Source organism: Ruegeria sp. BG7, assembly GCF_056535685.1.
On the sequence record NZ_JBQFIU010000001.1, the window covers coordinates 17,686 to 35,711 of the forward strand.

16 protein-coding genes and 1 tRNA gene are annotated in these 18,026 nt (G+C 57.6%); 12 read left to right on the plus strand and 5 right to left on the minus strand.

Annotation, left to right across the window (positions count from 1 at the left end; genetic code table 11):
- Positions 1-9 precede the first annotated feature (9 nt).
- The 4 genes from pdxH to ACR3EH_RS00095 all read left to right on the plus strand — a co-directional run bounded on the left by pdxH (position 10) and on the right by ACR3EH_RS00095 (position 1,859).
- Positions 10-615: a pyridoxamine 5'-phosphate oxidase gene (pdxH, locus tag ACR3EH_RS00080; protein ID WP_171090229.1), complete on the plus strand. Its 606-nt coding sequence runs from the start codon at positions 10-12 to the stop codon at positions 613-615.
- A 142-nt stretch (positions 616-757) separates the two neighbouring features.
- Positions 758-1,264: a cold-shock protein gene (locus tag ACR3EH_RS00085; RefSeq protein WP_174825370.1), complete on the plus strand. Its 507-nt coding sequence runs from the start codon at positions 758-760 to the stop codon at positions 1,262-1,264.
- 7 nt (positions 1,265-1,271) lie between these two features.
- Positions 1,272-1,739: a DUF192 domain-containing protein gene (locus ACR3EH_RS00090; RefSeq protein ID WP_171183349.1), complete on the plus strand. Its 468-nt coding sequence runs from the start codon at positions 1,272-1,274 to the stop codon at positions 1,737-1,739.
- A gap of 43 nt (positions 1,740-1,782) precedes the next feature.
- Positions 1,783-1,859: transfer RNA gene (locus ACR3EH_RS00095), tRNA-Pro, on the plus strand.
- A gap of 11 nt (positions 1,860-1,870) precedes the next feature.
- On the opposite strand, the gene ACR3EH_RS00100 is transcribed toward ACR3EH_RS00095, so the two are convergent.
- Positions 1,871-2,305 carry a hypothetical protein gene (locus tag ACR3EH_RS00100; RefSeq protein WP_171105261.1) on the minus strand — a complete coding sequence of 145 codons (435 nt, stop codon included), beginning with the start codon at positions 2,303-2,305 and terminating at the stop codon, positions 1,871-1,873.
- Positions 2,306-2,847: 542 nt separating this feature from the next.
- Between ACR3EH_RS00100 and ACR3EH_RS00105 the strand changes: the two genes are divergently transcribed.
- Positions 2,848-6,468 carry a vitamin B12-dependent ribonucleotide reductase gene (locus tag ACR3EH_RS00105; RefSeq protein ID WP_171183347.1) on the plus strand — a complete coding sequence of 1,207 codons (3,621 nt, stop codon included), beginning with the start codon at positions 2,848-2,850 and terminating at the stop codon, positions 6,466-6,468.
- 536 nt (positions 6,469-7,004) lie between these two features.
- Entirely contained in the window at positions 7,005-7,250 is a 246-nt protein-coding gene (locus ACR3EH_RS00110; protein ID WP_171090220.1) for an EF-hand domain-containing protein, read from the plus strand.
- 42 nt (positions 7,251-7,292) lie between these two features.
- Here ACR3EH_RS00110 and ACR3EH_RS00115 read toward each other — a convergent pair whose 3' ends face one another.
- The gene (locus ACR3EH_RS00115) at positions 7,293-8,837 is read right to left on the minus strand and encodes a trimethylamine methyltransferase family protein (protein ID WP_171183345.1); all 1,545 of its coding nucleotides are present in this window, start codon (positions 8,835-8,837) and stop codon (positions 7,293-7,295) included.
- Between the two features lie 400 nt (positions 8,838-9,237).
- On the opposite strand from ACR3EH_RS00115, the gene ACR3EH_RS00120 reads away from it, so the two are divergent.
- The gene (locus tag ACR3EH_RS00120) at positions 9,238-9,768 is read left to right on the plus strand and encodes an outer membrane protein (protein ID WP_253746401.1); all 531 of its coding nucleotides are present in this window, start codon (positions 9,238-9,240) and stop codon (positions 9,766-9,768) included.
- Between the two features lie 3 nt (positions 9,769-9,771).
- Here the strand turns inward: ACR3EH_RS00120 and ACR3EH_RS00125 are convergent, their stop codons facing one another.
- Complete coding sequence (locus ACR3EH_RS00125) at positions 9,772-10,959, minus strand: pyridoxal phosphate-dependent aminotransferase (RefSeq protein WP_171675579.1); 1,188 nt, start codon at positions 10,957-10,959, stop codon at positions 9,772-9,774.
- A 57-nt stretch (positions 10,960-11,016) separates the two neighbouring features.
- Positions 11,017-11,361: an MmcQ/YjbR family DNA-binding protein gene (locus ACR3EH_RS00130; protein WP_171183643.1), complete on the minus strand. Its 345-nt coding sequence runs from the start codon at positions 11,359-11,361 to the stop codon at positions 11,017-11,019.
- Positions 11,362-11,579: 218 nt separating this feature from the next.
- Here ACR3EH_RS00130 and cysS point away from each other — a divergent pair, with 218 nt between their 5' ends.
- The 3 genes from cysS to ACR3EH_RS00145 are packed head-to-tail and all read left to right on the plus strand — an operon-like array spanning position 11,580 to position 15,390.
- A complete protein-coding gene (cysS, locus tag ACR3EH_RS00135; RefSeq protein WP_171675577.1) occupies positions 11,580-12,977 on the plus strand; it encodes a cysteine--tRNA ligase in 1,398 nt (465 codons plus the stop codon).
- A complete protein-coding gene (gene cimA, locus ACR3EH_RS00140; protein WP_171183339.1) occupies positions 12,977-14,611 on the plus strand; it encodes a citramalate synthase in 1,635 nt (544 codons plus the stop codon). The genes cysS and cimA overlap by 1 nt, the downstream gene beginning before the upstream one ends.
- Positions 14,612-14,613: 2 nt before the next feature.
- Complete coding sequence (locus tag ACR3EH_RS00145; protein ID WP_171183641.1) at positions 14,614-15,390, plus strand: squalene/phytoene synthase family protein; 777 nt, start codon at positions 14,614-14,616, stop codon at positions 15,388-15,390.
- Here ACR3EH_RS00145 and ACR3EH_RS00150 read toward each other — a convergent pair whose 3' ends face one another.
- Positions 15,391-16,617: an MFS transporter gene (locus ACR3EH_RS00150; protein ID WP_171183337.1), complete on the minus strand. Its 1,227-nt coding sequence runs from the start codon at positions 16,615-16,617 to the stop codon at positions 15,391-15,393. It lies immediately after the preceding gene.
- A gap of 97 nt (positions 16,618-16,714) precedes the next feature.
- Here ACR3EH_RS00150 and ACR3EH_RS00155 point away from each other — a divergent pair, with 97 nt between their 5' ends.
- A complete protein-coding gene (locus ACR3EH_RS00155) occupies positions 16,715-17,347 on the plus strand; it encodes a DNA-3-methyladenine glycosylase family protein (protein ID WP_171091163.1) in 633 nt (210 codons plus the stop codon).
- Complete coding sequence (locus ACR3EH_RS00160) at positions 17,344-18,009, plus strand: alpha/beta hydrolase (protein ID WP_171183335.1); 666 nt, start codon at positions 17,344-17,346, stop codon at positions 18,007-18,009. The genes ACR3EH_RS00155 and ACR3EH_RS00160 overlap by 4 nt, the downstream gene beginning before the upstream one ends.
- Positions 18,010-18,026: the final 17 nt, after the last annotated feature.

Below are 18,026 nucleotides of genomic sequence, written 5' to 3' on the forward strand. Positions count from 1 at the left end.
GGGATGGAAATGACCGAGCGTGATGGCATCTTTGCTGGCTCCGATCCGTTTGAAATAGCGGGTCGGTGGTTGAGTGAGGCTGAAAAGACAGAATTGAACGACCCTAATGCGATTGCGCTGGCAACCGTCGACCCAGATGGAATGCCAAACGCGCGTATGGTACTGCTGAAGGAGATCGAAGCAGATTCGTTTGTGTTCTATACGAACTACGAAAGCGCAAAAGCGGCCGAATTGGATGCAGCCGGAAAAGCTGCATTTGTCATGCATTGGAAATCTTTGCGGCGACAATTGCGTGTTCGTGGTACAATCACCCGCGAAAATGGGCCTCAGGCGGATGAATATTACGCATCGAGGTCGCTGAAGAGCCGTTTGGGGGCCTGGGCGTCGAAGCAATCTCAACCCCTATCAAGCCGTACAGCCTTGATGGCTGAGGTGGCCAAGGTGACTGCTAAGCTGGGTCCGAATCCCCCCCGCCCACCGTTTTGGGGCGGGTATAGATTGACGCCAACTGAAATTGAATTCTGGGCTGACGGGGCATTCCGTCTACATGATCGGTTCAGATGGAAACGCGCAGAGCCGGGATTGGCATGGCATGTGGAAAGGTTGAATCCATGACGTTCACGTGTCGTGAAATGCAACAGGCAGAAAATAAACAATTTTTTCGGCTTGAATTTACCTGTCATTCCCATAAACAACAAACCCTTAACGAACGGCTAAAACTCGCGATGGGAATACCGTGCCAGAAGATATGAACAACATGTATCGCGTTCGTGGACACGTGAAATGGTTCGACCCTGCCAAGGGGTACGGATTTGTTGTGTCCGACGATGGCGGCCCGGATATCCTGTTGCACGTGAACGTCTTGCGTAACTTTGGCCAGAGCTCGGTCGCAGATGGCGCTGGGATCGAGATCATGACGCACCGCACGGATCGGGGCGTTCAGGCCGTCGAAGTGGTCGCGATTGATCCTCCGGCGCGGACCGACTCGATGATGCTGGCCGATTTTGCCGAGTTGGATCCAGTGACGATCGCCGAGGCACCATTGGAAGCCGCGCGCGTAAAGTGGTTCGACAAGGGTAAAGGCTTTGGTTTTGCCAACGTCTTTGGCCGTGGCGAAGACGTTTTTCTCCATATCGAAGTGCTGCGCCGTTCCGGTCTTGCTGATCTGCAACCGGGCGAAGCGCTGGCAATGCGAGTGATCGATGGCAAACGGGGCCGGATGGCGGCTCAGGTGTTGGCCTGGGAAGCCGCACTGGACGGCTGACGTTTTCATGAAACGGTTTCTGACGCTTCTGCCCCTGTTCCTAGTGCTTTGGACGGGTGGGGCGTTTGCAGCGTGCAGCGCTGATCGTGTTACCTTGCGAAATGACTACGCAACGGTGCGTTTTGACGTCGAACTTGCCGTTACACCTCAGGAACGCTCCCAAGGGTTGATGTTTCGCGAAACGCTCCCGAATCGATCAGGTATGCTGTTTGTGTTTGACCCGCCTCAACGTGTCGCGTTCTGGATGAAGAACACTTTGATTCCCCTGGACATGATTTTTCTGGATCGCACAGGCTTGGTAACGCGCGTGCATGAGGGGGCGATTCCTGGCGATCTGACCCCAATCGAAGGCGGAGATTCCGTTTTTGCAGTGCTGGAAATCAACGCCGGATTGTCGGCGCGCTATTCCATTACGCCCGGCACACAGATGCAGCACGAAATTTTTTCGTCAGGTCCTGCAATTTGGCCCTGTTAGGGCTTTTCAAATCAGATTGGCATCGTTAGGAAGGCGCACGGTCCGGGGCGTGGCGCAGTCTGGTAGCGCACCTGTTTTGGGTACAGGGGGTCGTAGGTTCGAATCCTGCCGCCCCGACCACTTCCACTCAATCATGAGGGCGAACCGCCCATTGCTTGGAACAGCCGGCTGATCGACTGATCCAGCTCGGTGCTGTCCAATGGCACTTCGACCACAGAACCGGTTCTCTGCGGGACTTTGAAGAACACGTTTGCATCTATGCGGTAACCGTCAGCGTTCTTGCTTGATGTCAGGCGCATAACGCTTTGTGGCAGGTCCTGAGGATTGCCGTCGTAATTCAGAATCAAATAGGCAGATGCCTCTGCGGGCAGAAACTCGCGGCATTCAAATGTTTGGCCGCTGGTTCTTTCAAAAGATTCCCCCGGACCGGAACAACTGGTTTCAAAAACATCAAACAGTCTTTGCGGATACGTTTCGAACTGGGCGCTGCGTGACGCATCGGGCACATCTTGTGGTGCGCAGGCCACGATACAGGCCAAGAACGGAATAAAGGTGAACAGCTTCATACCTTTGGACCTTTTCACAATTGAACGAACGGGCCGCGATCAAATTCGAACGCCTCAGAACAGAACCAGATGATTCCCGATCAGCCTAGACGTTGTCGCATTGGTTGATCAAATGCAGATAACTATGCTGGCAAAAACGGGAATTCGATTTGAGACTTTGAGGTTTCGGCGAAAATTTGCCGTGGATGATCCTGTGGAGGAATCGCGCACCGTTGGGTCACATTCTTGAAACGTCGTCAGGTCAACAAAAAAGATTTCAAAAAAGGCGGAAAAAGGGCGTTGACCTTATATGTGTTCATACGCCAAATTGTATGAGCCGAAGAGATTGCCACAATATCTGGTGTTGAAGCTGGAAGAGGCAGCAGGCGAGGGTCGGAAAGCACATCTAATTTAAGTGCGCCGTTTTTGCGGTTTTTCCGCTGTCTTTGACAGCGAAGGATGCCCTTGTCCGTATAACTCTGGGCGTTGTGGGCGGCACCCTGCAACACAACATTTGGTGCCGGGAACTGAAAATTGGGCGGAATTTAACCAGGGCTGCGGACATGAAGATTGACAGAAAATTCACCAAACCAGATCAGGATGCCTACTCGGACCTTGATTTCGTGTCTGCAACGTCTGAAATCCGTAACCCGGATGGAACGATTGTATTCCGCCTGGATAACATTGAAGTACCCGCAAGCTGGTCGCAGGTGGCAAGCGACGTGATCGCTCAGAAATACTTCCGCAAGGCAGGCGTTCCCAGCAAGCTGAAGAAGGTCAAAGAAAAAGACGTTCCAGAATTCCTGTGGCGTTCGGTCCCTGCCGAAGGCGCTGAATTTGACGGAGAAACCTCGTCCAAGCAGGTGTTCGATCGTCTGGCGGGTGCATGGGCCTATTGGGGCTGGAAGGGCGGATACTTCTCGGATGAAGAAGACGCGCGTGCCTATTTTGACGAGATGCGCTATATGCTGGCGACCCAGCGCGCCGCACCGAACAGTCCTCAGTGGTTCAACACAGGTCTGCACTGGGCCTATGGAATCGACGGACCGGCGCAGGGGCACCACTATGTCGATTACAAAACCGGCAAACTGACCAAATCGAAATCCGCGTACGAGCATCCGCAGCCGCACGCGTGTTTCATCCAGTCCGTTGATGATGATCTGGTGAACGAAGGCGGCATCATGGATCTGTGGGTGCGCGAGGCGCGCCTGTTCAAATACGGCTCGGGTACCGGGACCAACTTCAGCCATCTGCGCGCAGAGGGCGAGGCGTTGTCGGGTGGCGGCAAATCTTCGGGCCTGATGGGCTTTCTCAAAATCGGCGACCGCGCTGCTGGCGCGATCAAATCAGGCGGGACAACCCGTCGAGCAGCAAAGATGGTGATCGTCGATGCGGATCACCCGGACATCGAGCAATTCATCGAATGGAAGGTGATCGAAGAGCAGAAAGTGGCCTCGATCGTTGCCGGATCGAAGATGCACGAAAAGATGCTGAACGGCATTTTCGAGGCCATCCGTTCGTGGGACGGCTCGGCAGATGATGCTTATGATCCAAACGCGAACGACGCGTTGAAAAAGGCAGTGCGCGAAGCGAAAAAAATAGCGATCCCAGAGACTTACATCAAACGCGTTCTGGATTATGCCAAGCAGGGTCACGACAGCATCGAATTCCCGACCTACGATACGGACTGGGATTCGGAAGCCTACAGCTCGGTCTCAGGCCAGAACTCGAACAACTCGATCCGCGTCACCAATGCGTTCCTGACCGCTGTCGAAAAGGACGCCGATTGGGAACTGATCAACCGCACCGACGGCAAGGTCGCCCGAACAGTCAAAGCGCGCGATCTGTGGGAAAAGGTCGGTCACGCCGCATGGGCATGCGCCGATCCGGGCATCCAGTTTCACGACACAGTAAACGAATGGCACACATGCCCCAATGATGGCGAGATTCGCGGCTCGAACCCGTGCTCGGAATATATGTTCCTTGATGACACGGCCTGTAACCTGGCGTCGATGAACTTGCTGACCTTCCTCAAGGATGGTGAGTTCCAGGCGGCGGACTATATGCACGCCTCGCGTCTGTGGACCCTGACACTGGAAATCTCGGTAACAATGGCGCAGTTCCCGTCGAAAGAGATTGCGCAACTGTCCTATGACTTCCGCACCTTGGGTCTGGGCTATGCCAATATCGGCGGTCTGCTGATGAACATGGGCTACAGCTACGACTCGGACGAGGGCCGGGCCATCTGTGGCGCACTGACTGCGATCATGACTGGTGTGGCCTATGCAACGTCGGCTGAGATCGCCGGAGAACTGGGCGCCTTCAAAGGTTACGAGCGCAACGCTGATCACATGCTGCGCGTCATCCGCAACCACCGCCGTGCGTCGCAGGGTGTAACCGAGGGCTATGAGAAACTGGCGGTCAAGCCGGTGCCTCTGGACCACGGCAACTGCCCGGACAAGCGTCTGATCGATCTGGCCATGTCCGCTTGGGACGAGGCGCTGAGCCTGGGTGAGAAAAACGGCTATCGCAACGCGCAGGCCACCGTGATCGCGCCCACCGGCACCATCGGTCTGGTGATGGACTGTGACACCACCGGGATCGAGCCGGACTTTGCTCTGGTCAAATTCAAGAAGCTGGCCGGTGGCGGTTACTTCAAAATCATCAACCGCTCGGTGCCGTCGGCGCTGGAGAAGCTGGGTTATTCCTCATCTCAGATCGAAGAGATCGTGGGCTACGCGGTTGGTCACGGCACCATTGGCAACGCGCCGGGGATCAACCACACCTCGCTGACCGGTCACGGCTTTGGCCCCAATGAACTAGCGAAAGTGGATGCTGCACTGGAAAGCGCCTTTGACATCCGCTTTGTCTTTAACCAATGGACACTGGGCGAGGATTTCTGTACCGGCGTTCTGGGCATCCCGGCGACCAAGCTGAATGACCCGACTTTTGATCTGCTGCGCCATCTGGGCTTTACCCGCGCGGATATCGATGCAGCCAACGACCACGTTTGCGGAACCATGACGCTGGAAGGCGCGCCGCATCTGAAGGAAGAGCACTATTCGATCTTCGACTGCGCCAACCCGTGTGGCAAGAAAGGCAAGCGTTTCCTTGGGGTTGATAGTCACATCACCATGATGGCAGCCGCGCAGAGCTTCATCTCGGGCGCGATCTCGAAGACGATCAATATGCCGAATGATGCAACCATTGAGGATTGCCAGAAGGCATACGAGCTCAGCTGGTCTCTGGGTGTGAAAGCCAACGCACTCTATCGTGATGGCTCGAAACTGTCGCAGCCTCTGGCCGCGGCGCTGGTCGAGGATGACGACGAGGCGGCTGAAGTGCTGGAAAGCGGTTCGACGCAGGAAAAAGCTGTCGTTCTGGCCGAGAAAGTGATCGAGAAGGTCGTGGTCAAGGAAATGATCCGCAGCCACCGCGAGAAACTGCCGCATCGCCGCAAGGGCTATACCCAAAAGGCGATCGTGGGCGGCCATAAGGTTTACTTGCGCACTGGTGAGTTCGAAGACGGCAAGTTGGGTGAGATCTTCATCGACATGCACAAGGAAGGCGCTGGCTTCCGTGCGATGATGAATAACTTCGCCATTGCCGTGTCGGTCGGTCTGCAATACGGCGTGCCGCTGGAAGAGTTTGTCGATGCCTTCACCTTCACCAAGTTCGAACCGGCAGGGATGGTGCAGGGCAACGATTCGATCAAGAACGCAACGTCGATCCTGGATTACATCTTCCGCGAATTGGCCGTGTCCTACCTGGACCGCACCGATCTGGCGCATGTGAAACCCGAAGGCGCGACCTTTGACGATCTGGGTCGAGGCGAAGAAGAAGGTGTTTCCAACATCTCTGAGATCAGTGAAAGTGCTGCGTCCAAGTCATTGGAAGTGCTGAAACAAATCAGCTCGACCGGTTATCTGCGCAAGCGTCTGCCTCAGGATCTGGCAGTGTTCAATGCTGGTCAGGCTGAGCTGAACGGGATGGCTGAAACAGCGGCTGCATTCGAAGCACCTGTGGCTGAAACTGCAGTGGCAACCGGCATGGACGCCCGCACCAAAGCAAAGATGCAAGGCTATGAGGGCGACCCGTGCGGTGAATGCGGAAACTACACGCTGGTGCGCAACGGTACCTGCATGAAATGCAACACCTGCGGCGCGACAAGCGGGTGTAGCTAAGGCTTAACGCCCCGGCACCCCGGGGCGTAGGGGTCGGACGCTGCCCTTGGTTACCGACCCCGACGAATACGGAGAAAGGCACTGAGACTTACCAAGTTTGCCTTTTTCCACTCGGCCGACATGCCCGTGTTGGCCGGGAACAGGGTGGGGCGGAATATTTGCTCCCTCCCACTCTTTCACGGGGCGGGTGCGCTCGCCCCATGCGCAGTCCAGGCCGCAGGCAAAAAAACACCGGGCGGTCAACGACATGAGCCTGGAAGGCGAAACTGACAGGGGGCTTCGGCCCCTTTCTTTGTGCCGGGCTGCTTGCGTAAGCGTGGTTCTGCCGGATTACCTAGGATCCGTCGGGCAAGACCTGCCGAAACGGGTCAGGCGAAATTTTGCCCGGCGGCGCGTTGCGCGCCCGACTCGGCTAAACACGCAAGGATTGGCGCGAATCTCTGGATTTCGCGCAATACGGGTGACGCACTGAGGTGTTGCGGTGTTTCTGGGACCTGTCCGGACGAAAGATAATCAACCTATCAGGAGGCACCAAAATGAAACCGCAGTATTTGATTGGGATTTCCATCGCTGCTTTGACCTTGCCGGGTCTCGTATCGGCGCAATCGACGGCAGATGCCAATGGTGATGGCGTTCTGACGATTGAAGAAGTGCAGGTGGTAGCACCAAGCGTGGATGCCGACACCTTCTCGGCCATGGATGCAAATGGCGACGGCGCGTTGGACGCAGATGAAGTGGCCGTTGCACAGGAAGCCGGTTTGCTTCCGCCAAGTGACGGATAAACGTAAGGGCGGCCCGATCATCATCGGGCCGCCTGTTTCCTGTTATCCGGGCAGGTGAATTTTGAACTTTTCGCGCAATTCCATGTCCAGCATCGGATCGAATCTGGCCTCGGATGGCGCGGATAGAATTTCTTCTTTTCGGGCTATGGCTTTGTCGATCAGATCCGGTTTGCCCAGTTCAACCCATTCTTTTGGCGAAGACCGGTCGCCGAAAACCGGGTAGACATAGTCAGCTTGCATCCGGCTGAGCGTAGCTTCCGTTCCAAGATAGTGACCGGGACCGCCTATGCAGACCTCGGCCATCTGGTCTAGCGCGAGGGTATCATCTGTCACCTCGATCCCGCGTACACAGCGTTGGGCCTGACCGATCAGATCATCACTGAGGATCAGGCTTTCGAAACAGAAACCCAGCAACGAGGCGTGCATGCCCGCCGCTTCGTACACCATGTTCAGACCGGACAGACCCGCCATCACGTTTGAACACATCTGTTCCCAACCGGCCTGCATGTCGGGAAGTTTCGAATCCGATGCCCCTGCGGCCGCACCGCCGGGCAGGTCGTAGAACCGGTGCATCTGTGCGCATCCAGCCGTCAGAAGGGCCTGTTCTCCAGACCCGATGGACATCGCGCCTGTCCGTAGGTCCAGACCAAAGGGCCAAGTGCCAAAAACGGCTGGTGCTCCGGGACTTACGGCGTTTACGTAAACCAAACCAGCAAGGCATTCGGCGGTTGCCTGAGTGATAGCTCCGGCTATTGTCGAGGGCGCGGTGGCACCGGCCATCCCAGCCGAGAGCAGCAGAACAGGCATTCCGGCCTTGATGCATTCCTCCATCACTTCGCAGCTTTCCGTTGCGAATTTCATTGGCGGAACCACAAAGCAGTTCGAATTCGATACAAAAGGCCGCTCGCGGTACTTATCCTCACCACCCGCGATCATATAGATCATCTCCATCGCGGGCGCGACGTGGCTGGGTTCCGTGAACGAGGTTCCGATGTGTTTGAAAGTGCCGGAACAGCTGGCGTAGATCGTGTTCAGGTCCATTTCCAGATTGTCCGCGATGTCGCGGCAGACCATAGGGCGTTGAACAAAGTGAATGTTATCAAGTTGTTGACAGATTCGCGCGGCATCGTGCAGGTCCTGCACAGTTGAATCGCGGTATTCCCGTCCGTGTACGTCGACCATAGACACGGCAGCGCCCGCAGTGCCGTAATGAACCTTGGTTCCCATCAGCTCGAGATCGGTTTTCCCGTCGCGACTGTAGAGTGTGACCGAGCGGTTTGCTTTGGCGATTGTATCTTCGACCAGCGCACGCGGAAACCGGATACGTCCGTCGTCGCCAAGGGTGCAGCCGGCGCCCACAAGGTAGTCGATGCCGCTTTGCGGGGCATCCGCCAGCCCAATGGTTTCAAGCGCGGTCAGGGCGGCCTCATGAATGCGTTCAATCTGTGCCTGCGTCAGAACATTCAGAACGCCGCCTTCCATTCCGGGGCGTATAGGGCGCAAATGGTCAGGCAGGGCTGAGGCTCGGGCGGCGCGGCGGGCAGCGCGGCCACCGCTGCGTGAGGTGTTGCGGGATTGGTCGTTCATTTCAAAATCCGGTCGTTGTGTGATGCGTTGGGGTGAGGGTAATCCCCCTTACGGTCGCCCCCGCGCGGCACGGCCACGATCCGCACCGATGGTGCGGCTAACCAGGCTGATCTTCCAATCGTGATCTGTCATGTGGCCTCTCAACAACTTCTCAATGCTTTCCAAAATGCTGCGACACAATCTGTCCTGTTTACGACCTTTGTTGGAATTTGCTGACGATTGTGCCGGTAATCTGCCGAGTGGAAGAGTGTTGGTTAGATTTTCTCCCGTTTTGGAAGAATTCTGTTATACTGCATTCACTTACTTTTGAGCGTTACGCTCCTGAAATTGAATTCTGAAGGAGTGGATCACAGATTAGAATTCGTTTGCGTCTTTGGATCGAAACAAGAGCGACATAGCTTTGAACCCGTGTGCAAAATCTCTTTCTGTCCTGTTTGCTGCGACCTTCATCGCAAGCGCAAGCCCGGTATTTGCTGAGGACTGGACAGGTGGGTATGTCGGCCTCAGCTTTGGATATGCAGATGCGGACGGACCGGGGGGTGCCAGCGGTGACGATACCGTTTTTGGGGCGCATATCGGGTATGATCAGGACTTTGGCAACTTTGTGCTGGGGGGCGAGTTTGAATACAACCGCCTCTCTCTGGATTTAGGGTCAACCCAGGGTAGCCTGGACAGCATGACTCGTCTGAAGCTGCGCGGTGGATACGATTTCGGCAGCGCTCTTGGGTATGTGGTTGTCGGCGCGGCGCGCGCCGAAACCTCGGTCGATAACGACACAGCAGCCGTTTACGGCATTGGCGTTGCCTATCCGATCGGCGAGAATTTTGTTATCAGCGGCGAGGCGCTGCGACAGGATTTCGACGATGTCACCCGTTCCAATGGCCGTCTGGATTCCAACGTTTTCAACCTGCGCACCACGTTCCGCTTTTGAACTCTATTCAGCCGCGTGGCGCTTTGCGAGCTGTTCGGCAAATGAACATAGCGTTCTCATGGCACTCGCAAAACGATCATCATCAACCGTCATGGCCACCCGAATGTGCCCAGCGGCGGCCGCCCCAAAGCTTTCGCCCGGCATGACGGCAATGGCGTGCGAATCGAGCAGAGCGTTGGCAAACCCTTCCCCTGACAATCCGGTCTTGCGCACGTCCAGCATCAGGTACATCGCACCTTGCGCCGGCACCAGGCCAACGGTGTCCTGCGTCTGAAGTATCTTCATCGCCATCGACCGCCGTCGGCGGAACGGGGCGGCGATCTTCTCCTCCAACTCGGACCCTGCGGCCAGCGCAAAACTAGACGCGTCCTGAATGAAGCCCGGCACACCGTAGGTCGTGTGGGTGGCCAGGTTGATCAGATGGGCGATGACCTCTTCGGGACCGACGATCCAGCCACAACGCGACCCCGTCATGGCATGGGATTTGGACATGGACCCTACAACCAGCGTCCGTTCCTTCATGCCGGGCAACGCGCGCGGCGACAGGTGTTCGCCTTCCCAGACTTGCGTGTCATAGACCTCATCTGAAATCAGCCAAAGTCCACGCCGTTGGCAAACTTCTGCAACCGCTTCAAGTGACTGACGGGAATAGACAACTCCGGTCGGATTGTTGGGTGTATTGATCAAAAGCGAAACGGCACCGTCAGCGGCAGAATCAATCCTTTCGGCGCTGGGTTGAAAGGCATCTTCCACCGCGGTCTGAACCGCGCGGGCAACCGCTCCGACCCCGCGAATCGTGCCCGGGTACGTGGCGTAGTAGGGATCGAGGAACAGGCCTACATCGCCCGGATCACAGACAGCCATATGGGCTGCAAACAAGGCTGATTGCCCACCGGGGGTGATCAGAACATTGTTGCGCGTTGTGGGTACACCCGTATGCGTTTGCACACGTGCAGCGACCGTATCGCGTAAAAGATCCGTGCCGGGCACCATGGCATAGCCGGTGTGCCCTTCACGGGCAGAAAGATCCATCGCATGCAGGATCGATGGATCGGTCCGAATGTCATGTTCGCCAATCGTCAACTCGGTGACGGCCTGACCTTCGCTCAGCATCCTTCGGGCGCGATAGAACACGTCCCAGCCGTCGCTGCCACCGCCGGTGATCTGCGTGATGCGTTTTGACAGGTTCATTGGACCGCTCCCGGATTGCCTTTCGCTGAATGGGGCAGAGCGGTGCGCCTTTGTCAATCAGCTTCGCGGCGGCAAGGTCGCCTGCAGCTTTTTTGTTAGCGATGCGCGGACAAGGTCGTAAGAAACGGTCAGTCGATGCCGCAGTTCCTCAGCCTCTGCATCGAAAGGAAGGCGGACCCAACTGCGGTGGAAATATGGGGCTTTTACGCCGACACCAGCGTCGATGACCATCTGAGCCGTTTCCACGTCCGGTGTTTTCACGGACACCCCATCATTTGCGATGCCAATACAGGCGAACATCTTGCCACCGACTTTCCATGCATCATGGCCGCCGCCCCATGGGTCAGAAAGCTCGGCCCCCGGGAACTCTTGGCAAATGGAGTTGATGTAGTCGCGGTCCATATCGGGGACTGTGCCCGAGGGGGTGCGCAAACTCAATGCTTGGCTTGGACCTGATCCCGTGCTAACCGATGCACATGAACCCGGTGACCTGCATCATTATCTGCTGCATTACCTGCTGATTTATCAAGCGGGCCGGTTTCTTTCGTTTTCATCCCTGAGACAAGTTGCTAAGCCCGCGCCAACGCGCAAGCGAATGCTGTTTCTGAGGAGCCCGACCGATGACGACGATCAAGCTGCACAACACACGGACGCGGACGAAGGAAGACTTCGCTCCGATCGACCCTGAAAATGTGCGGATGTATGTCTGTGGTCCGACAGTCTATGACCGCGCGCATCTGGGCAACGCCCGCCCAGTGGTGGTGTTTGACGTGCTGTATCGTCTGCTGCGCCATGTTTATGGCGCGGATCACGTGACCTATGTGCGCAATTTCACTGACGTGGACGACAAGATCAACGCCACCGCGCTGGCGCGTAAACAGGCGGGCGCGGAAGGCACGTTAGAGCAGTTGGTGCAGGAGCGTTCCGATGAGACCATCGGCTGGTATCTGCACGACATGGGCGCTTTGGGAACTCTTGAACCCAACGAGATGCCGCGGGCGACCCAATACATCGACCAGATGATTGTGATGATCGAGGGGCTGATCGCAAAGGGCCATGCCTATGCCGCCGAAGGCCATGCCCTGTTTGCTGTCGACAGTTGGAAAGAGGGCTATGGCAAGCTGTCGGGCCGTTCGGTCGATGACATGATCGCAGGCGCGCGGGTCGAGGTGGCACCCTACAAGAAGAACCCGATGGATTTCGTGTTGTGGAAACCCTCGACCGACGAACTGCCGGGTTGGGACAGCCCGTGGGGGCGGGGGCGTCCGGGCTGGCATATCGAATGCTCGGCCATGAGCTATGAGCTGCTGGGCGAGAGCTTTGACATTCACGGCGGCGGCAACGACCTGATGTTCCCGCACCACGAGAACGAGATCGCGCAAAGCTGCTGCGCGCACCCGGAAGGTGAGTTTGCGCGCTACTGGCTGCACAATGAGATGCTGCAGGTCGAAGGTAAGAAAATGTCCAAATCGCTGGGCAATTTCTTCACCGTGCACGATCTGTTGGAGCAAGGCGTGCCGGGTGAGGTGATCCGGTTTGTGTTCCTGCAGACCCATTACCGCAAGCCGATGGATTGGACCGAGAAAAAGGCGCGTGAGGCCGAAGCGACGTTGCGCAAGTGGCGGGCGCTGACAGCGGGCGTCGAGCCCGCCGCCAGCGCGGCACCTGAGGTGGTCGCAGCGCTGAGCGATGATCTGAACACAGCAGGTGCCATGACCGAGCTGTACCGTCTTGCCTCGGACGGTGACGCAGCGGGTCTGTTGACGAGCGCGCAGTTGCTGGGGCTGTTGCTGCCAGAGATGGGCGCCTGGGCGGACACGGCATCTGTTGACCTGACTGCTCATGCGGACCGTTTGGCGAATGCACGGGCGTCAGCCATGCAGAACAAGGATTTCTCGGAAGTTGACCGCCTCAAGGCCGCATATGTTGCCGCAGGGCTTGAAGTACGCATGACCAAGGAAGGTGTGGAACTGGTGCCCGGTGCGGGGTTCGATGCCTCCAAACTGGAGGAGGTTTGATGACCAAAGAACGCCTCTACCTTTACGACACCACCCTGCGCGATGGACAACAAACGCAGGGCGTTCAGTTCTCGACCGCCGAAAAGGTGCAAATCGCGCAGGAGTTGGATGCACTGGGTGTGGATTACATCGAAGGTGGCTGGCCCGGTGCTAACCCAACCGACAGCGCGTTTTTCGAGGCTGCGCCAAAGTCGTCGGCCCGTTTGACGGCGTTCGGAATGACCAAGCGGGCAGGGCGCTCGGCTGAGAATGACGATGTGCTTGCAGCCGTGATGAATGCGGGTACGCAGGCCGTCTGTCTGGTGGGCAAGTCGCACGATTATCACGTGACCCATGCGTTGGGGATCTCGCTTGAGGACAATGTCGAGAACGTCCGCGCCTCGGTTGCACATATCGTGGCGCAGGGTCGCGAAGCGCTGTTCGATGCCGAGCATTTCTTTGATGGCTACAAGGACAATCCTGATTATGCGGTCGCGGTCTGTCGCGCCGCGCTGGACGCGGGCGCGCGGTGGGTAGTGCTGTGCGACACAAATGGTGGTGCTTTGCCGTCCGAGGTCGGACGGATTGTGTCAGAAGTAATCTCGGCAGGGCTGCCCGGTGATCGGTTGGGTATTCACACCCATAACGACACCGAGAACGCAGTGGCTTGTTCTCTGGCAGCGGTCGAGGCAGGGGCGCGACAGATTCAGGGTACGCTGAACGGTTTGGGAGAGCGTTGTGGCAATGCCAACCTGACGGCTTTGATTCCGACGCTGTTGCTGAAGGAACCCTATGCTTCTCAGTTTGAGACCGGCGTCAGTCTGGATGCATTGGCGGGGTTGACCCGCATCAGCCGGATGCTGGATGACGTTCTGAACCGGGTTCCCAGCAAGCAGGCGGCCTATGTGGGGGCGTCTGCCTTTGCGCATAAGGCCGGGCTGCATGCCAGTGCGATCCTAAAGGATCCGTCGACCTACGAACATGTCGAGCCTGCAAGTGTGGGCAACTCACGCATCATTCCGATGTCGAACCAGGCCGGGCAGTCGAACCTGCGCAAACGTCTGACCGAAGCCGGGCTGAGTGTCGAGGCGGGTGATCCCGCGCTCGGTCGGATCCTTGAACGGATCAAAACGCGCGAAGCGGATGGGTATTCCTATGACACCGCGCAAGCCAGTTTCGAGCTGTTGGCGCGGGACGAGCTGGGACAACTGCCCGAGTTCTTTGAAGTCAAACGCTACAAGGTCACGGTTGAACGGCGGAAGAACAAGTACAACAAGATGGTCAGTCTGTCTGAGGCCGTTGTTGTTGTGAAAGTGGATGGCGAAAAGAAACTGTCCGTCAGCGAATCCATGGATGATTCTGGCAGCGACCGGGGACCGGTGAACGCTCTGTCCAAAGCCTTGGCCAAGGATTTGGGGCGGTATTCGCAAGTCCTGTCAGATATGCGGTTGGTCGACTTCAAGGTGCGGATCACACAAGGCGGGACCGAAGCGGTTACGCGCGTCATCATCGACAGCGAAGACGGGCAGGGGCGGCGCTGGTCCACCGTGGGCGTCAGCGCGAACATAGTCGACGCATCGTTCGAAGCTTTGCTGGATGCAATTCAGTGGAAACTTGTGCGTGATTGCGACCCGCAGAAGGCAGCGGCTGAGTGAGCGTGGTCTTTGACGACGACGTCAAAGCCTGTGCCGCGCTGGTACAACGGGCTGATCCTGACCGATTCCGTGCCGCAATGGCAGCCCCGGTGGCGGCCCGCGCCGTTCTGTTCCCGATTTATGCACTGAATGTCGAAGTGGCGCGCGCGCCCTGGGTCACACAGGAACCGATGATAGCCGAGATGCGGCTCCAATGGTGGCGCGATGCCCTACAGGAAATTGCCGAAGGTACCACCGTTCGACGGCATGAAGTTGTAACACCTTTGTCTCGTGTACTGTCGCCGCATCTTGCCGGTGTTCTGGATGAATACGTAGCCGTAAGGCGTTGGGATATATACCGTGATCCGTTTGAAGATCAGGGACATTTCGACGCCTATATCAACCACAGCGCCGGGTCGTTGTTTGTGGCTTCGGCTCAAGCGCTGGGAATGGCGGATGAAGTTGCTCTTCGCGACTTTGGTTACGCCGTTGGTGTTGCAAACTGGCTTCGCGCGATTCCCGAACTGGAAAACAGGGGGCGGATTCCCTTGTTGGATGGCACTCCTGATGGGGTGCGTGCCCTTGCGCAATCTGCGCTGGGGCGATTGAACAAGGCAAGGGCAAACCGGGCTGCGATTTCTGCCGAAGCCCGTCCTGCGCTTTCTGCCGGGTGGCAGGCGGACTGGGTATTGAAGCAGGCCGTTGCGCGGCCTGAGCGTGTTGCCGCTGGCGCTTTGATACCGGGCGAAATGCGGCAGCGAGTGTCCCTGATGTGGACGGTCAGCAGCGGGCGCTGGTGATCAGGCCCGTTCCGGGTCGGCGGGACGCAGCACCAGCCACAGCAACGCGCCGCCCGCCAGCGTGAGAAGTGGCACCATGGCCAGGTTCACTGCCGTCCAGCCTTCGATCGCAGAGCCGCCCGAGCAGTTCATCAACCCGCCTGAGGCCAGCGAGGCCAATGTGACACCTCCGAAAACCAGCAGGTCGTTCAGGCCCTGCATCCGTCCACGCTCTTGCGGGTCATGCGAATCTGCCAGCATCGTCGTTGCGCCTATAAAGCCAAAGTTCCACCCAATACCCAGCAGAACAAGCGCGAGGAAGAAGTTCCCAAGTTCAACCCCTTGCAAGGCAACAACCCCGGCGCTTGCCAAAATGGCAAGGCCCAGCGCCACGACCTTTTCAACCCCGAAACGGGCGATTAGATGACCGGTAAAGAAACTGGGGATGTACATGGCCAACACGTGGCTTGTAACGATATCCGCTGCGTCGTTGGCCGAGAATCCACACCCAACAACGGCCAGTGGGGTCGAGGTCATTACAAGGTTCATCAGCGCGTAAGACACCATCGCACAGATGATCGCAACAGCGATACGCGGTGTTTTCAGCAACTCAAGCCGTGAACGTCCTTTGGGTTCGTTCTCTGTGGGTTTTGGTGGTGTTGGGATGTCGAGAAAGAAGAACAGGGCAGAGCCCAGAACGTTGATCCCGATCACAGCCAGATAGGTGCCGAGAAACGGGATGACATAGGCCTGAGAGGTGAGTTTCACGATTTGCGGACCAATGATCGCCGCAGCCAAGCCACCGGCCATGACATAGGAGATAGCCTTGGGGCGATAGGCGTCCGACGCTGTGTCCGCAGCGGCGAAACGATAGAACCCGTGTGCGCTCATGTAGATGCCAGTCAGCAGACTGCCGACTAGAAAGACGGGGAAAGACCCAAGGAACAGGCCATATGCGCCCACAAGCCCCCCCAATGCGCCCGCAGTTGCACCGACAAGGAACCCCGCGCGCCGGCCCCAGCGCTGCATTATGGCTGAGATCGGCGTCGCCGCCAGCATGGATCCCAGAACAATCAGGGAAATGGGCAACGTCGCAAGGCACGGGTTCGAGGCCAGCGACTGGCCTGCCAGCCCGCCGACAATGAACATCATCGGCATTTGTGCACCCAGAACGGCCTGTGCGGCCACCAAAACGGCCACGTTACGCTTGGCCTGACGGTCATCTGGAGCTGTTGAGGTCATTGTCATGGGCGAATGGTTATCGGCTAAGCGTTTGGGGCACAAGCGACTTGCATCTGCGGCACATGCGCCTAACGTGCCGATGAACGCCGAGCAGGGAGGTCGCATGTCCGTAGGTCGTATTATCGAAACCAACGATTGCGTGGCAGAAGGGGCCGAATGGTTGGCTCAAGCCTGCCCGCGCATGGCGTATGCGATCGAACAGACTGGCCCTTTGCCCCTGCGCCGCCGTCCGGATGGCTTTGCGCAATTACTCAGTGCAATTGTCAGCCAGCAGGTCAGCGTGGCATCGGCGCGTGCGATCTGGAAAAGGTTGCAGGACGCGAAACTGACCGGTCCGCGCAAGATCATGTGGGCCACGGATGAGGATCTGCGCGCTGCGGGCTTGAGCCGCCAAAAGATCCGCTATGCACGGGCGCTGGCTGAGGCGCGCATTGACTTCAAATCGTTGCGCGAAGCGTCTGACGCCGAGGTTGTTGAAACTTTGACGCAAGTGTCCGGGATCGGCGTCTGGACGGCCGAGATCTATGCTATGTTTTCCCTGGGCCGCGCCGACGTGATCGCACCCGGCGATCTGGCGCTGCAAGAAGCCGCGCGTGTCCTCTATGACCTGCCCAAACGCCCGACGGACAAGGAACTGCGCCAAATGGCCGAAGCGTGGTCGCCCTGGCGGTCGGTTGCGGCACGGGTTCTGTGGGCCTATTACCGGGTTGATAAACAAAGAGAAGGGATCAGATGACACGGGTTTTGAATGCGCTGAGGAAAGAGCCTGTTTCGGGCGACACGCGATCAGTCGTAGTGTTCGTGCACGGCTATGGCGCAAATGGCGCTGACCTGTTGGGGTTGGCCGATCCGCTGGGCGAGCATCTGCCTGACACGCTGTTTGTGGCCCCTGATGCGCCCGAGCAGATTCCGGGAATGCCAAACGGGTTTCAGTGGTTCCCGATTCCGTGGATTGACGGCTCGTCCGAAGAAGAAGCGCGCCGTGGCATGGAAATGGCAGTTGAAGACTTCAACGCTTTTCTGGACGCCCTAATGGTGGACGAAGATGTGCTGCCCGAGCAGGTTGTGCTGTTTGGCTTCAGCCAGGGCACGATGATGAGCCTGCATGTTGCACCACGCCGCGAGGACCCGGTTGCGGGCATCGTCGCCTTTTCTGGCCGGTTGCTGGAACCTGATCTTTTGCCCGACGAAACTGTCAGCCGGATGCCGGTCCTGCTGGTGCATGGCGATGCGGATGATGTCGTGCCGCCACAATCGCTGCCCGAGGCCGCCGAAGCCCTGCAGGCTGCCGATTTCAAAGAGGTCTACGCGCATGTCATGAAAGGTACCGGCCATGGCATTGCCCCGGACGGGCTGAGTGTCGCGCTGGCCTTCATGCGCGACAAGCTGAGTCTGTAGCCTTTGAAATCAGATCA

Coding starts and splice junctions, on each gene's coding strand:
- pdxH (WP_171090229.1), top strand. CDS start 10: ATGACCGAGCGTGATGGCATCTTTGCTGGCTCCGATCCGTTTGAAATA.
- ACR3EH_RS00085 (WP_174825370.1), top strand. CDS start 758: ATGTATCGCGTTCGTGGACACGTGAAATGGTTCGACCCTGCCAAGGGG.
- ACR3EH_RS00090 (WP_171183349.1), top strand. CDS start 1,272: ATGAAACGGTTTCTGACGCTTCTGCCCCTGTTCCTAGTGCTTTGGACG.
- ACR3EH_RS00100 (WP_171105261.1), bottom strand. CDS start 2,305: ATGAAGCTGTTCACCTTTATTCCGTTCTTGGCCTGTATCGTGGCCTGC.
- ACR3EH_RS00105 (WP_171183347.1), top strand. CDS start 2,848: ATGAAGATTGACAGAAAATTCACCAAACCAGATCAGGATGCCTACTCG.
- ACR3EH_RS00110 (WP_171090220.1), top strand. CDS start 7,005: ATGAAACCGCAGTATTTGATTGGGATTTCCATCGCTGCTTTGACCTTG.
- ACR3EH_RS00115 (WP_171183345.1), bottom strand. CDS start 8,837: ATGAACGACCAATCCCGCAACACCTCACGCAGCGGTGGCCGCGCTGCC.
- ACR3EH_RS00125 (WP_171675579.1), bottom strand. CDS start 10,959: ATGAACCTGTCAAAACGCATCACGCAGATCACCGGCGGTGGCAGCGAC.
- ACR3EH_RS00130 (WP_171183643.1), bottom strand. CDS start 11,361: ATGGACCGCGACTACATCAACTCCATTTGCCAAGAGTTCCCGGGGGCC.
- cysS (WP_171675577.1), top strand. CDS start 11,580: ATGACGACGATCAAGCTGCACAACACACGGACGCGGACGAAGGAAGAC.
- cimA (WP_171183339.1), top strand. CDS start 12,977: ATGACCAAAGAACGCCTCTACCTTTACGACACCACCCTGCGCGATGGA.
- ACR3EH_RS00150 (WP_171183337.1), bottom strand. CDS start 16,617: ATGACAATGACCTCAACAGCTCCAGATGACCGTCAGGCCAAGCGTAAC.
- ACR3EH_RS00155 (WP_171091163.1), top strand. CDS start 16,715: ATGTCCGTAGGTCGTATTATCGAAACCAACGATTGCGTGGCAGAAGGG.
- ACR3EH_RS00160 (WP_171183335.1), top strand. CDS start 17,344: ATGACACGGGTTTTGAATGCGCTGAGGAAAGAGCCTGTTTCGGGCGAC.